Source organism: Bradyrhizobium sp. SZCCHNRI3043 (assembly GCF_032377735.1).
In the GTDB taxonomy this organism is placed as follows: Bacteria; Pseudomonadota; Alphaproteobacteria; order Rhizobiales; family Xanthobacteraceae; genus Bradyrhizobium.
Map to the genome: position 1 here is coordinate 280,331 of NZ_JAUHID010000005.1, position 15,348 is coordinate 295,678.

Here is a 15,348-nt window from a genome sequence, read left to right on the forward strand (position 1 = left end):
AGGACAGCTCATCCTTGCTGATCGACCAACATCCCGGAGGTCGATCTTGCCTTGCGCCCGGCGCCCGGCTGCGCCGGTTGCGGTGCATGGGTCGATTGGGCATAGTTCGGCCGCCAATATGCCAAGTTCGCTGCAAGGAGACAAACGCGTGGCCCTCAAGAATGTCATCGGTATCGATCACGCGGTCGTCGTGGTGAAGGATCTCGACGCGGCGGCGGATACCTGGAAGCGGTTGGGTTTTACGCTGTCTCCGCGCGGCACGCACAGCGCCAAGATGGGATCCGGCAATTACACCATCATGCTCGATCCGGACTACATCGAGCTGCTCGGCATCCTCGCCGAGACCGACCATAACGTTCCGACCCGCAACTTCCTCGCCCAGCGCGGCGAAGGCATCGAGCGCATCGCCTTCACGGCGATCGATTCCGCGGCCGGCGCCGAGGAAATCCGCGCGAAAGGTTTTGAGCCGATTGGTCCCATCGATTTCGAGCGACCGGTGCCGCTGCCCAACGGGACCATCTCGGCAGCGAAATTCCGCGTGTTTCAATGGCCGGTCGCGGAGGCTCCGGGCGGCCTGCGCATTTTCGCCTGCCAGCACAAGACGCGCGAGACGGTGTGGATCCCGGAACTGATGCGCCATGCCAACGCCGCCAGGCAACTGAAGCAGGCGCTGATCGTGACGCCGGACCCGGCCAAGGACGCGGCTCACCTGTCGCGCCTGATCGATCGCGACGGGCGAGACGAAGCCGACGGCGCAGTGACCGTCACCTCGGGCGGTGACCGCGCCGATTTCGTGTTCCTGACCAGGGACCAGCTCGCAGCGCGCTATCCGGGCGTGTCGCTTGCCGGTCTGCCGGAGCGGGGCGGCGCCGGCCTCGTGCTGGCCTCACATGATCTGACCACGACCGAAAAGACTCTGAGCGCTGCAGCCGTGCGCAGCGGTGCGAGCCTGGTCGTGCCGCCCGTATCGGCCACGGGCACTCTGCTCGCTTTCGTGGCCGGCTGAGCGCCGGACTGCGGCCACGCGCGTCGCGGCCGCCACGATCTCATTCCGCCGGCTGGAACATGGCCGGCCGGCCGCGCTGGCTGTCGAGCCACCCGACCAGCCGATTCATGAGTCCGCCGCTCGACTCGGAGGGCTGCGCCGATGATACGAACGGATCGCAGTGACACTTCGCTCCGGCCCCGCGCGCCATCTTCGCGACCGCCTCCGTCATGGCCGGCGCGCCACAGGTGTAGACGACGTCGTTCGGTGTGAGCTCCGGCATGTGTTCGGTCGGCCGGCCGCTGCGAATCGCCGGCGAGACGTTCTGCGGCTCCGACACGATCGGGATGATCTTCACGTTCGGGAAGCGCGCGAGCCGGCACAGCGCCTGATGCATGTAGAACGACTGCAAGGTGCGCGACACAACGATGAAGACGATCTCGCGCTTCGGATTTTCGGTGATGGCGGCGACCGCGATCGCCCACATCGGGGCAAAGCCCGTGCCGCTCGCGACCAGGATGATTCGACCGCGATGCTTCTGCCGGAAGAACGCAGTGCCCAGCGGCGCCGTCAGCTTGACGCGATGGCCGACCTGGATGTCGCGGCCAAGCGCCGACGACACCAAGCCATCCTTCAGGATGCGGATGTGCAGATACAGCAGATGGCTGTCAGGCGCGCCGACCATCGGATAGGTCGGGCTGTAGCAACGCGTCGGAAAACCGCGGTACTGGACCTTGGCGTATTGCCCGGGGAAGAATCGCAGCGGCTTCGGCATCTCGATGGTGACACCGACGACATCGGGCGCGAGCCGGACGAGATCACCCACCTCGCAATTCATCGTCACCGTGTCCGGCACGGGCTCCGTGATGATCTTCAGGTCGGACACCACACGCGCCTGGCAAGCATGCGCCATGTCGCCTTCCATGCCGCCGAACAGCTTGCCGTCGACGACCGTCACTTTGCAGGATCCGCAGATTCCGCTGCGGCAGTCATGGGGCAGATCCACGCCGCTGTTGATGGCGCCGTCGAGCAGGATATCGCCCACATTCGCGTAGAACGTTTCCCTGTTGTACTGGATTTTGCAAATCTTACCCATCACTGCACCTCAAGTCGCATAGGCCGGATCTGCCTCGTATGTCTGATCTGGGTATGGTCGAACGCTGCGACACGCATGAACACGCCATTCTTGATCGGAACGTCGTACTTGCTTTTCGTGTCCATTTTGCGGGCAATTTCGAGCGTCCAATGGCCCGCGGCCCAACGCGCCGCGCAACGGATGTCCGCGCGATCACCGGTGAACTCGCCGCTGACGAGAACACCGGGCACGACGGTCCCGATCGGCGTCTGCGCATCCGCCTCGGCCGAATACGGCACGGATTCGGCCTCCGTCATGAACCAGCGTGCGCCTTCACTCTCGCCGATGTTCGGATCGAGATTGATCTCGCCCATCGCCGCGGTCATCGCGGCGACGTCCTTCGGAAGACGCTTCGGTCTCACACCCCGATTCCCTAGTCTTGCGGCCTCCCTGTCGATCACGAAATTGTCCGAATAGTTCGCGGTGCCCGGATCCGATGCGAACCCACCCTTGTAGGGCGTGAGTCCCTTGACCTGATCCGGTGTCGGCTCCGCAGGCGGACCGAAATGATCATCGTCCATCCATCCGGTCGGGCCGCCGCTCGTCGCCTTCCACAGCCAGGCGTCGGCATAGAGATTCGGCGCCGGCGTGTAGTGGATGCCGCGACCGGACAGGGTCGGCGGCTTGTCCGGCATCGGCTGCGAGCTCATGTGAAACGTTCGGTCCGCGGCCAAGGTGATCGGCAGCGTCGTGAACAACAGCGAGAACTTGTCCTCGTTGAAGTCGTTCTCGTCGCCCTTGTCGAATCCGTTCTGCAGGAGATGCCAGCCATCCGCCTTCTTGATCAGCGGCAGCTGCTTCAACGACCGCGTCGGATCCTCCCATATGACGAGGAAGTAGACCCACGTGCCGTCATGCGCTGCCTTGATCCACACCCGCGATTCGCCGGTACCGTCGAAATTGTCGCCCTGGTTGGTCGTGACCATGTGCGGCTGGATGTTGCGCCAGACACGATCCGACGAATCGCCGTCGAGGGTCGGCGCGTCGGACGTGGCAATCCGGTACACCGTGACGGTGTCCTCGGCGTAGTAGTCAGCGGCGAACATCGCCGAACCAATCACGATGGCTGCGGCGATCGCGACCATGAACGGGTTGGATTGGAAGCTCGGATTGCGGCGGCGGGAATTACCCTTTGCAGGTGCCGACGGCGGACGCATGCGGCCTGGCGGCACGCGCGGCTCGGAGCGCGCCCGCATCGGCTCCTCCATGCGCCGCGGCGCCGGCATCGGCTCACGCGCTGCAGGCCGTGCAGCGGGCGCCGGCCTCTTCGGAGGCGCCTCCGCCTCCTCCAGCTTTTCCGACTGCTCGACCAGCATCGTGAGGAGCTCGACGGGATCGAGCTTCGGCGGCGGGGGCGGCAAGGGCGCCGGCCGGAACACGCGATAGAGCTGCATCTTTCCGCCGATGCTGAAGTGAACCAGGACGTGCAGCACCACGAAGGCCGGGATCACCCAGGTCGCGTACCAGTGGATCATCATGGTGACGTAGCCGGAGGCCACGCCGAAGAAGAGCATGCCTCCGGTGACGATCAGGATCGCCATGGAGATGAAAAGCACCCAATGCAGCATCACACTGATCGATCCCAGCCGCGCCGGCCGGCGGCCGAGCAAGCCCTTGAAGCGCATCTTGTCGATGGTGACGCGGCGACCGAGCCCTGACTTCGAGATATAGATCATGTAGGCGAGGGCCACGCTCGCGAGCACGACCCCAGCCGGCATGTGCCAGGTCCAGGTCCGGTGCCGGGGCAGCAGCCAGTCGAGATTGTTGGCGATCCACGCGTGTCCAGGCGCTTCGGTCGCCATGCGAAGCCCTGTCATGAAGGCGATCACAGTGGCCCCAACCAGGGTCCAGTGCAGGATGATCGTTCCATAGTCGGTCTTGCGGATCTTCATGCGTGCGCCTCCAGAGCTGCGCGCACGCGATCGGCGCGATTCACCGCCGACCCGGCGACCGTATTTCGTCTCAGCGGATCGATCCGGCGCGGGATGATTAAGTAGTCAACCCTGCAGGCCGCCCCTCGACCCGAATCCATTCCCGCATCACGCGTCTCGATGGTGATGTCGTCCAGCAACTTTGTCGTCCCCCGGATACGCTTTACTAAGTGAGCAACTTCGTCCGACTTCGGCGTCACAGCGCCGTTCTGCCCCCAATCGTTGCCCCGCTACGCCTGAACGTGATCGGTTGGATCACGCCTATGGTCGATCAGCTGCCGCGGCCCGAGCCGGTGACGAGTTGCTCGGATCACACGCGGACTGATCTGCTTCGTCCTCCCTCGAGTTGATGTTGATCTCGTGCGCCCGATGCTGGACGGGTCACTGGTTCCACAGCGGCCGCACGTTCGATGATAGAACACATCCTCGGCCGCCATGCCCGGCTGAGCTGATTGCACGTCTTGGGTTGGTGCGCGGAGCCGCATGTCCTTGTGTTGCCGCCGCCATCATGATCGTTCTCCGCACCATCATCGAATACCGCATGATCGAGATGACAACGCCTGTGCGTTGCACCGCAGGAAGATTTATTCGCCTTCGTGGCGTCATTCGGCCCGGACCGCGACCAATGAGTACGGAACCAAGGTGATAGACGGACGAATGTGTGACGCGCGTCGCATGCCGATGGCTGTTATCACGCTGCAACTATCGACGATCGCGAACAGATTTCGCGCAGACCCGATCGCGCTGAACGACGCCACAACTTTTCAGAGCCGGCCCGGCGCATTGCACCTCGCACCGGTCGTGTACCCGCGTCGCTGCGACAGAATTGCCCACGTGTCCAATTGTTGCCGGAAAATCGTCGGTATCGACTGTCAATAGCGCGGAGTGAAGCACTGTGTTTTGGGAGACGCGCCTGGATGAGTCTGGCTCAAGACCGCCCGAGAACGAAAGCCGCGGCTGCCCTCAACGACCTTCTCTCGGGAAGCGACGATCCGGTGACGCGCGGGTTGCGCCAGGCTGTCAAACGCATGGCCGGCATCGGCGTGTTCAGCGGCGTCATCAACATCCTGATGCTCTCGGGCTCGGTTTATATGATGCAGGTCAATGATCGCGTCGTTCCGAGCAAAAATCTCGCCACGCTCGTCGGCCTGTCGGTGATGATTCTAGTCGTCTATCTGATTCAAGGCTATTTCGACGCATTGCGCACCCGCATGCTGTGCCGGGTAGCGACCGTGTTCGACGCGAGCTTGCAGGACGCGATTCATCACGCTCTGGCCACCCTGCCCCTGCGCGGCACCAAGCCGATGCTGATGCAGCAGCCACTGCGCGATCTCGACCAGCTCCGCGCCTTCATGTCGAGCATGGGACCGACCGCCTTTCTCGACATGCCATGGATACCGATCTTCCTGATCGGCATGTTTCTGTTTCATCCGCTGATCGGCATCACGGCCGTCATCGGCACGGTCGGAATCATCTCGATGACGCTGGTGACCGACCGGTTGTCGCGTCAGGCGAGCAAATCCGCCAGCGATACGAGCGCCGCGCGGCAGGTTCTCGCCGATGCCACCCAGCGCAATGCCGAGGTGATTCGCGCGCTCGGAATGCTGGATCGCTTCTCGGCACGCTGGAACGCCGTCAACGAGCGCTATCTGAAGGACAACATTCGCGCGAGCGATGTCTACGCCAATCTCGGGGCCGCCGCGAAAGTGCTGCGCTTCATCCTGCAGTCGGGCATGCTCGGCATCGGCGCGGCGCTCGTCGTCTCCGAGCAGGCCTCCGGCGGCGTGATGATGGCCTCGTCGATCCTGATGGGCCGCGCGCTCGCCCCGATCGAGATCGCACTTGGCAGCTGGAAACAGCTGGTCGCCGCGCGCCAGGGCATCGCGCGTCTGCGCGATATCTGCAAGGCCACCGCCAGGCCGGAAGCGCCGCCGGTCGCGTTGCCCCGCCCGTTCCGCGAGCTGACCGTACAGGAGCTGACGGTCACCGCGCCGGGCACCGACCGGCCGATTGTTCAAAACGTGTCGTTCTCGATCAAGGCAGGCACGGGTCTGGCACTGCTCGGCGCGAGTGCCTCCGGCAAGACCTCGCTCTCGAAGGCGCTGGTCGGCATCTGGCCTGCACAGCATGGTTCCGTCCGCCTCGACGGCGCAGCGCTCGACCAATGGAGCAACGAGGATCTCGGCCGCCACATCGGCTACCTGCCGCAGGACGTTGCCCTGTTCGATGGCAGCATCGCCGACAACATCTGCCGCTTCGACGAGAATGCGAGCTCGGATGCGATTCTGAAGGCGGCGCAGATCGCTGGCGTGCACGACATCATCCTGCGGCTGCCGGAAGGCTATTCGACGCGAATCGGCCAAGGCGGCATGTCGCTGTCGGCCGGTCAGCGGCAGCGCGTGGGTCTGGCCCGCGCGGTGTATGGCGATCCGTTTCTCATCGTCCTCGACGAGCCGAATGCCAATCTGGACACCGACGGCGAGAACGCGCTCAGCCGCGCCATTCAGATCATGCGGCAGCAGAATCAGAGCATCGTGATCGTGATCTCACACCGTCCCAGCGCGCTGAATGCGCTCAACGTGGCGCTGGTGCTGTACGAGGGCAAGGCGATCGCATTCGGGCCCTGCCAGGAGATCTTTGCCCGCGTCGCCGGGGCCAACAAGGCCGCGGGACCTGCCGTCGCGCATGCTCCTGCTCCGCCCAGGGTTGCAGCTCCGGCAGCGGCGCCAAATCCGAACGCCCGCTCGCTTCGTCGCGCCGCCCCAGCAGAAAGCGCTTGATCAATGAAACACATCAACGACTTCAGGCCCTTCGACGACGACGACTATGTGCGACCGAAGACCCGCGCCGTCGGTCCGCAGGGCGATGCATTGATTCTCGAACTGCAGCGGCTGCAGGGCGCATTCGACGACGGCTCGGACGAGGACCCGCGGCAGCGCCGCGGCGCACGTGACGGCGGCAAGAAGCGCCGGCGTCCGCCGCCGTCGCAAGTCAGGCCAAAGCCGCGCTCGAAGAAGAAGGGCAGCACCATGGGCCGCGCCCTCGGTGCGTCGCTGTCGCTGTTCGGTCTCGGCGCCCAGGCGCCCCGGGCACGCCGGGGTGAAGGCATCCGCGAGATGGACTGGCAGCAGCCCGCACCGATGCGTGGCTACGAGCCGGAGCTGTCGCCACCCCAGCGCAATCCGCCTGCACGCATGGCGGGCGGCAATTCGGCACCCCTGCTCGACCTGCAGGATGCGCGACGCGACGGCAATTTCGGCGTCGGTGCGCCGCGGCCGATGGGACAGCAGAACCTCCCTGCCCGCCTGGCGCATGCGCCTGTCCTTCCGCAAACCCGAGTCGGCCGCCTGGTCGGCACCGCCGGCACGGCCTTGACCACTGGCATGACCTTCATTGCGACGCAAGGAACGGCGGCCGATCTCGACGACGGCTCGGACGAATCGCTGGTGCCGCGCGTCAGCCGCATGTTCGAGAACGAGCTGCGTCTCGGCATGCGGGTGCTGCTTGTCGCCGGCGTTCTCGGCGGCGGTTGGCTGACCCTCGTGCCGCTCGCCGGCGCGATCGTGGTCCCCGGCAATCTCGTGGTGCAATCCAACGTGAAGGCGATTCAGCATCCGACCGGCGGCATTGTCGCGGAAATCAAGGTCGACAACGGCAAGCGCGTCGCAGCGGGCGATCTGCTCGTGCGGCTCGACGCCACGCAGAGCCAGGCCCAGCTCCAGGCGATCACCAAGCAATTGAACGAACAGCGCGCCAAGATTGCGCGGCTCTCGGCCGAGCGTGACGGTCTCGATCAGCCGGACTATCCGTCCACGCTGACCTCACGTCAGGACGATCCAAATGTCCGCACCGTCATCGCGTCGGAGAACGCGCTGTTCAAGGCCCGTGCCACGACCCGCAAGAGCCAGAAGGAGCTGCTGCAAGGCCGCATCGTCCAGCTGAACAACGAGATCAGCGGTATGGAGTCTCAGCTCGAATCCAAGAACAAGCAGATCGAGTTGATCAAGGGCGAGTTGGCCGGCGTGCAGGAGCTCTATGACAAACGGCTCGTTCCGCTGACGCGACTGACCACGCTGCAGCGGGAAGCCGCTCGGATCGACGGTGAACGCGGCCAGCTGGTGTCCAGCGTGGCGGAGACGAGATCCAAGATCAGCGAAGCCGAGCTCCAGACCGTCAAGATCGATCAGGATTTCCGCAGCGAGGTGGTCAAGGACCTCAGCGAGTCCCAGGCCAAGGAAGGCGATCTGGTCGAGAAGGGCGTCGCCGCGCGCGACCAACTCGATCGCATCGAGATGCGCGCGCCGAACTCCGGCACCATCCACCAGCTCGCGATCCACACCATCGGCGGCGTCATCAAGCCGGGTGAGACCGTCATGGAGCTGGTCCCCGATTCGGACGAACTGCAGGTCGAAGGGCACGTCCAGCCCAAGGATATCGATCACGTTCACACCGGGCAGGATGCGATGGTCCACTTCAACGCCTTCAACCAGCGCACCACGCCGAAATTGAGCGGCCAGGTCTCGTTCGTGTCGCCTGATATCACCAATGACCCGCGAACCGGCTCCACCTTCTACACGGTCAGGATCACGCTGTCCGACGAGGAGCGCAAGCGGCTTGGCAACGTCAACCTGATGCCCGGCATGCAGGCCGAAGTCTATGTTCAAACCGGCAGCCGGACGATGCTCAGCTATCTGATGAAGCCGGTTCTCGATCAGTGGCGCCGCGCCTTCGTGGAGTAACAAGGCCCGAACAGCCGCGGTCGGCGTCATCGCACACAAATGAACGCAGACCGCGTCAGCACCTCAACATGAACGTTGCAAATTTTCCCCGCACCTCGGACCCGGCGATGGTGCCGACACGTGCGTTACCCGCCGACGCCCAGCCCGGCGCCCGCACCGAGGCGTCTGATCACGCACGCAAGCCGCGACTGCCGCCGCCAGCGGCCGTGCCGACCCAGGAGGGTCCCCAGGGGCTGCGCTTCGATTTCAACGACGGCTGCCGCGTGATGCTCCCCGACACCGGACACCCCTGGCGCGTCCGGCTGAGCGATCTCGAGACCACCAACGTCCTGTTCGACATCGACCTGCGTTCAGGGCACGTCAACAGTAGCAAGCGCTATTTCGTCCCGTTCAGGCTCGAAGTCTGGTCAGGGCCCGAGCTGCTGTTGTGCCACGACTATGATGCCACCGACCGAGACGTCCTGATCCAGTTCCCGGTCGGCACGATCGGCGACATCATCGGCTGGATGGGCTATGCGGTGAGGTTCAAGGACCTGCATCGGTGCCGCCTGAGCTGTGCTATGGGCGAGCCGCTGATCCCGCTGTTCCGCGCCGCCTACCCTGACATCACGTTCCTCAGCCACGAGATGGTCCAGGCGGAGCGATACTACGCCACCTACTCGGTCGCGCTGTTCTTCGACGATGCCGAGCTGGTCCATCAGCCCTGTGATTTCCGGCAGGTCGGCCTGCATCGGACGGCCGCTCATATCCTCGGCGTCGATCCGGCCGAGCAGCCGCCGCGCGTCGCACTGAGCGAAGACAGCCGTCCCATCGAGGAGCCCTATGTCTGCATCGCGGTGCAGGCGACGACCGCGTGCAAGCACTGGAACAATCCTGAGGGCTGGCAGAGCCTCGTCGATTTCCTGCGCGCGACCGGCTATCGCGTGATCTGCATCGATCAGACCGCGGCGCGCAGCCACGGCGCTTTCCGAACGCAAATTCCCGCCGCAGCCGAGGATCAGACCGGTGACCGGCCGTTGCCCGAGCGCGCCCGCTGGCTCAAGCACGCCGCATTCTTCATCGGCCTTTCCTCGGGGCTGTCATGGCTGGCCTGGGCTGTCGGCACTCCGGTCGTGCTGATCAGCGGCTTCACTCATCCGACCAACGAGTTTGCGACCCCCTATCGGGTCATCAACCGTCACGCCTGCAACAGTTGCTGGAATGATGTCCGTCATCGCTTCGACCATGAGGACTTTCTGTGGTGCCCGCGATGGCAGGGCACGCCTCGACAGTTCGAATGCACGCGCCTGATCACGGCCGCGCAGGTCGAGGGCATGTTGCTTCGAATTCCCGGCTTCGGACAGGGATTGCCTCCGAAACCGCGCACCTCTCAGCAGCAGGCGCCGCCTGCGCCCTTTGATCGGCAGCGAACCTCCAGGGCAGAGTCTGCGCAGGACTCCGTAGAGAGCGACGAGCCGGTCGCGCTCGCCGCACTGCTGGCGCAGCCGCGCGGCGACGTTCCCCACGGGGGCCTTGCGGTCGGCGTCACGGTCGCCGCCGGCAGACTGCTGGATCAGGCCGCCGCCGGGATCGCGGAAGGCGATCGCGCCGCCACCGCCAGCGATCTGATGGAGGCCTTGCAGAACTACAAGCAGAGCATCGCCATCGTCAGACACCTGACCGGAGCCAATCCGGACGACGCCGGGTTTCAACGCAACCTCTCGGTCGCCTTGAACCGCATCGGCGCCGTGCTGTTCGTTCAGCGAAACCTCGAGGCCGCGCATGCCGCCTATTCCGCCAGCCTCGCCATCGTTCAGAAGCTGACCGCAGCACACCGCGGCAATCTCAGCTTCCAGCGCGATCTCGCCTGGTGTCACGCTCTGCTGGCGGACGTGCTCGCCGCCCAGGGCCGGCATGCCGAAGCCTTCGATCAGCGTCGCGCCAACACCGCGCTGATTACCCACCTCGCCAACAGCGCCTCCAACGATCCGTTGCTGCAGCAGACGCTTGCAAACTCCTACCAGAATCTGGGCGATGCCTTCGTTCCGCTCGGCAACATCGACGGCGCCCTCGCCGTCTACCGGATCAGCCTCGGCCTCACCAAGCAAGGGCTGGACGCGAACGGGCAGAATGATCCGGCCTGGAATCAGCTCTACACGACGCTGCTGCAGAAGATCAGGACTGCGCTCCTGGCGCAGCGCCAGGCTGCGCCGCCGTCCTGAACAGCGTTCGGCGCGGTTGGCCGGCCGCCACGCCTTCACCTTAAAGCTCACCCGGACGGATGATCCATCGTGGCATTTTTCCAGCGATGGCCCTGCGGCAAGGCCGCGCGCAAGTGTCGCCGGGCAGCCTTGACAACGTCTGACAGACCCTACGGCTGACTTCTGGAGACCGGCCACTCACCGGCGAGATACAGGCAGCATCTTGACGACAACATGCAACTCGCGCCTGATCGCGACCCCTCGCATTTGCCGCTTGCCACCAAGAATCAATCACTTGGCACGCGATCGCGGCGCATCCGTCACAGATCCGCGATGTCTCGAGAACAACATAATTGCGGACTCCCCCACGCCTTTTTTGGCCCGATTGCTCCGAGCATATAGCGAGGTGCGACAAAGTAACGCGCGTCAGAAAAGCGCGCGGCACAGAAGCGCACGGGCGTGAGGCGCGGCGCGCAGCACGTCCGACGCAGGGCCGATGCGCTTCCGCATCGTCTGGCCAGTTTCGGTACGGGGCCCTGCCGGGCGTCGGATGAACTTGGGGAGAGATGATCTATGGCGAACAACACCTTCAACCCGACGGCGCTGGCCAACGGAACGTCGAACCTGCTGGTGCGCGCCTCAGCGCTCAACATGTCGACCGACCTCGTCCAGGCCGGCGTGGTGTTCAACGATGCAGTGCGCGCCTCGCTCGGCCTGTTCTCACAGGCCGGCAGCGGCAACTCGAACCCGTTCCTCGGCAGCTACACGACCGACCTCCACGCCGTACAGAACGACATCGCCGCGATGCTCGCCAATCCCGGCCAGGTGACGCTGGGCGGCCAGGCCTTCACGCTGAACGCGACCGACACCGCCGTTCTTACCAACGTGCAGGCGCAGATCTCGACGCTGCTCACGGCCGCACCGCAGACCACGAATGCTGCGACGATCACAGCCGCGGATCAGACGCTGCACGCGGTCCAGCAGGAGATCCTGCAGGAGATCAACGGCGACGCGCATCTGTCCGGCGCGCTCAACAAGGTCAACTTCCTCGCCAACACCGGCGGCCAGGACGTCGGCTTCCAGAATGCGCCGGCCGGTGCCGATGATGCGGCGACCTTGGCCGCTGCGACCGCAGGCAACACGCTGAAGGACGTCGGCCTCGTCTTCAACAAGGTCGTCGACCTCGCCTCCGGCGGCATCCACACCGGCAACCTTCAGGAGGTTACCACCGACCTCACCGCGATCTCGCAAGGTCTCACCAACATTCTCAACAACAAGACCCAGCTCGCGCAAATCGAGAAAGGCGAGACGGCGAATGCAGCCGCGCTGACGACCATCCATCTGCAGACGGTGCTCGGACAGGTCAACCTCGAGCTCAACCAGTATGCCAAGGCGGAGACGACCGGCAATCAGGCCGCGTTGCGCGGCACCGCGGACAATCTGCTCGACAGCATCGACATCATCCAGAACGACGCCAATCTGAACATGGCGGCCGGCGGCAACGGAATGCCCGGCCATGCCGGCGGCTTCGCGGAGGATCCCGGCGGATTGACCGGCACGGTCACCAAGTTCCAGGACAACCAGGCGCAGACCAATTTCTGGGCCGCATTCCTGGCCGAAGCCAACACCATCAACGCAACCCTGCAGAAGATTTCGACCGGTGGCGCGCAAGCCAGCGCGGCATTGATCACGCAGATCCAGAACTACCAGCAGTTCGGCGCCAATTTCGACGCCGCCCAAGGCAACGTCTTCCGTGGCCGCTTCGACAACGAGCTGCTCAGCGGCACGCTGGAAGCCGACTCGGCGGCCGCCGTGAAAGGCTTGCAGGGCATTCTGAACGGCGACACCGGCGCGGCGCTGGCGGCCGACAAGGCGGCGCTCGCCGCTGCCGGCCAGGGCTTCGCGGCCGACGCCATGGACGTCTCCGGCAACAACATCGCCATCGGCGGCGCGACCTATGTCGGCTCGGCGACCACGGTCTCGACGGCCACGTCGGTGCACGGCCTGGCACAGGGCACGATCCCGGTGACGGCAACCCCGAACATTGCCAACGGCACCGGCGGCTCATCGTCGACGCCGCCGGCTGGCGGCGCCACGCCGGTGAATTTCAGCCCGACCGCGCTTGCCAACGGCACGTCGAACCTCTTGACCCGTGCCACGGCGATCCAGCATTCGACCGACCTGGTGCAGGCTGGCGTCGTCTTCAACGACGCGGTGCGCGCCTCGCTCGGTCTCTTCAGTCTCGCCAACAGCGGCAACTCGCCGGCCTTCCTCAGCAGCTACCAGGCCGACATCACGGCGGTGCAGGCCGATATTGCGGCGATGCTGGCCAACCCTGGTCAGGTCACGCTCGGCGGCAAGACCTTCGCCCTGAACGCGACCGACACGGCGGTGCTGACCAATGTCGAGGGGCAACTGGGCACACTGCTGCAGGCGGCGGGACAGTTCGCCAACGCCAGCACATCGGCAGCGGCAAGCCAGACGATCCACGCGCTGCAGCAGGAAATCCTCGGCGAAATCCACAACGACGCGCATCTGGCGAACGCGTTGAACAACGTCCCCTTCCTCGCCAATACTGGCGGCCAGGACGTTGCCTTCCAGACCTCGCCCGCCGGCGCGGACGATCCGGCGAGTCTTGCCGCCGCTACCGCCGGCAACAGCCTGAAGGACGTTGGTCTGGTCTTCAACAAGGCCGTCGAGGTCGCCTCGGGCGGCATCAACACCGGTAACCTTGCCGAGGTGACCGCGGACTTCACCGCCGTCCAGCACGGACTGACGGCCATCCTCAACAACAAGACCCAGCTCGCGCAGATCGAGGCTGGCGAGACTGCCAACGCCGCGGCGCTGACGACGATCCATCTGCAGACTGCGCTCGGCCAGATCAACCTGCAGCTGGGCAAGTATGATCAGGCTGCGACCACCGGCAATCAGGCCGCTCTCCGCGGCACTGCCGACAACCTGCTCGACATCATCGACATCATCCAGGGCGACACCAACCTCAACATGGCGGCAGGTGGCAACGGCAACGCCGGCCATGCGGGCGGCTTTGCCGAGGATCCGGGCGGGCTCAAAGGGACGGTCACCAAATTCCAGGACAACCAGGCACAGACGAATTTCTGGGCCGCATTCCTGGCCGAGGCCAACACCATCAACGCGACGCTGCAGAAAATCTCGACCGGCGGCGCGCAGGCGAGTGCGGCCCTGATCACGCAGATCCAGAACTACCAGCAGTTCGGCGCCAATTTCGACGCCGCCCAGGGCGCCGTGTTCCAGGGACGGTTCGACAACGAACTGCTCAGCGGCACGCTCGAAGCTGACACGGCCGGTGCCGTGAAGGGCCTGCAGGGCATCCTCAACGGCGACACCGGCGCAGCACTCGCGGCGGACAAGGCGATGATCGCCGCTGCCGGCCAGGGCTTTGCGGCGGACGCCATGGACGTCTCCGGCAACAACATTCCCGTCAATGGCGGCACCTATGTTGGGACGGCCACGACGGTCTCGGCGGCGACCTCCATCAAGGGCACCGCGCACGGCACCATTCCCGTCACTGCGACACCGAACCTGGCCAACGGCACCGGCGGCACCGCAGCGGCAGGAACCACCGCCGCCGGTGGCGCTGCAGCCGGTGGCACCGCGGCGAACGGAGGCACGTCGACCGGCGGAACGGCGGCTGGCGGAACGGCGGCGGGCACCACGGCCAACAACGGCAGCAACGCCACGCATCACAGCGATCATCACCATCATCACGATCACAGCCAGGGCGCGCATACGAGCCAGGCCGCGGCTGCCGGGCCCGACATGTCGCATCTCCACGCCATGCATCACATGTGGGGTTGACGAGGCAGCCGCAGCAGCTGCTGCGGCTCGAATACGGATACCTGGGAGCAAGCAGATGAGGTCCACTCGCGCAGTGCTCCCGGGGGAAATGAGAAGGACAATGAGCCGGGCGAGACGACACGCGTTGAAGAAGGAAGCCTCGGAAGATCAACAAAGATGCACGTTCCGTTCCGCATCGCGGAGGCTCGTCACGCTGGAACTTTTCTAAGGAGAGATCGGTGACCGGTCGCGAGATCGGGGCAACTTCTTGTCTGGACCGTGCGTCGAAGCGCCGCTGAGCGACGATGTTGCGGGGATGCCACGACGGAAATCAACGAGTTAGTAAGCTTCCGATCGCCGCCGTGACCCGGCTGCGACAGGAGCCATTTGCCCGAACAACATCATATTTGAGGACTCGGCGGCGCTTCTTTTGGCCCCATTGGAGCAAATAATTCCCAGGTGCTCTGAGGCTGCGACATTTCGCCCGTTCCGCGAGGGGTGAACGAGACGTCGCAGCCCGATCAACGCCCGCGTGCTGCCGATACGCCAAGCAGCAGACGCC

The 15,348-nt window shown here is 64.8% G+C and carries 8 protein-coding genes; 5 read left to right on the forward strand and 3 right to left on the reverse strand.

The genetic code is table 11. From position 1 onward, the window contains the following. Positions 1–148 precede the first annotated feature (148 nt). Positions 149–1,006, forward strand: coding sequence for a VOC family protein (locus tag QX124_RS14215; protein WP_315797477.1), 858 nt, complete (start codon positions 149–151; stop codon positions 1,004–1,006). A 40-nt stretch (positions 1,007–1,046) separates the two neighbouring features. Here the strand turns inward: QX124_RS14215 and QX124_RS14220 are convergent, their stop codons facing one another. Genes QX124_RS14220 through QX124_RS14230 form a run of 3 tightly spaced genes read right to left on the reverse strand, consistent with a single transcriptional unit; the run spans position 1,047 to position 4,191 of the window. After that, positions 1,047–2,081, reverse strand: coding sequence for a 2Fe-2S iron-sulfur cluster-binding protein (locus QX124_RS14220; protein ID WP_315738084.1), 1,035 nt, complete (start codon positions 2,079–2,081; stop codon positions 1,047–1,049). Beyond that, the gene (locus tag QX124_RS14225) at positions 2,081–4,012 is read right to left on the reverse strand and encodes an ethylbenzene dehydrogenase-related protein (protein ID WP_315797478.1); all 1,932 of its coding nucleotides are present in this window, start codon (positions 4,010–4,012) and stop codon (positions 2,081–2,083) included. The genes QX124_RS14220 and QX124_RS14225 overlap by 1 nt, the downstream gene beginning before the upstream one ends. Further along, entirely contained in the window at positions 4,009–4,191 is a 183-nt protein-coding gene (locus QX124_RS14230) for a hypothetical protein (protein ID WP_315797479.1), read from the reverse strand. Before QX124_RS14230 ends, QX124_RS14225 begins: the two co-directional genes overlap by 4 nt. Before the next feature lie 777 nt (positions 4,192–4,968). On the opposite strand from QX124_RS14230, the gene QX124_RS14235 reads away from it, so the two are divergent. The 4 genes from QX124_RS14235 to QX124_RS14250 all read left to right on the forward strand — a co-directional run bounded on the left by QX124_RS14235 (position 4,969) and on the right by QX124_RS14250 (position 14,807). After that, the gene (locus QX124_RS14235; RefSeq protein WP_315738087.1) at positions 4,969–6,831 is read left to right on the forward strand and encodes a type I secretion system permease/ATPase; all 1,863 of its coding nucleotides are present in this window, start codon (positions 4,969–4,971) and stop codon (positions 6,829–6,831) included. Positions 6,832–6,834: 3 nt separating this feature from the next. Then, positions 6,835–8,790, forward strand: a complete 1,956-nt coding sequence (locus QX124_RS14240; protein WP_315797480.1) for an HlyD family type I secretion periplasmic adaptor subunit — start codon at positions 6,835–6,837, stop codon at positions 8,788–8,790. Between the two features lie 68 nt (positions 8,791–8,858). After that, positions 8,859–10,991 (forward strand): autotransporter strand-loop-strand O-heptosyltransferase, encoded by a 2,133-nt coding sequence (locus QX124_RS14245; protein ID WP_315797481.1) that lies wholly within the window; start codon positions 8,859–8,861, stop codon positions 10,989–10,991. A 552-nt stretch (positions 10,992–11,543) separates the two neighbouring features. Then, a complete protein-coding gene (locus QX124_RS14250) occupies positions 11,544–14,807 on the forward strand; it encodes a hypothetical protein (RefSeq protein ID WP_315797482.1) in 3,264 nt (1,087 codons plus the stop codon). Positions 14,808–15,348: the final 541 nt, after the last annotated feature.

Excerpts from the sequence above, each read along its gene's own strand:
- QX124_RS14220 (WP_315738084.1), bottom strand. The coding sequence starts at position 2,081 with ATGGGTAAGATTTGCAAAATCCAGTACAACAGGGAAACGTTCTACGCG.
- QX124_RS14225 (WP_315797478.1), bottom strand. The coding sequence starts at position 4,012 with ATGAAGATCCGCAAGACCGACTATGGAACGATCATCCTGCACTGGACC.
- QX124_RS14235 (WP_315738087.1), top strand. The coding sequence starts at position 4,969 with ATGAGTCTGGCTCAAGACCGCCCGAGAACGAAAGCCGCGGCTGCCCTC.
- QX124_RS14240 (WP_315797480.1), top strand. The coding sequence starts at position 6,835 with ATGAAACACATCAACGACTTCAGGCCCTTCGACGACGACGACTATGTG.
- QX124_RS14245 (WP_315797481.1), top strand. The coding sequence starts at position 8,859 with ATGAACGTTGCAAATTTTCCCCGCACCTCGGACCCGGCGATGGTGCCG.
- QX124_RS14250 (WP_315797482.1), top strand. The coding sequence starts at position 11,544 with ATGGCGAACAACACCTTCAACCCGACGGCGCTGGCCAACGGAACGTCG.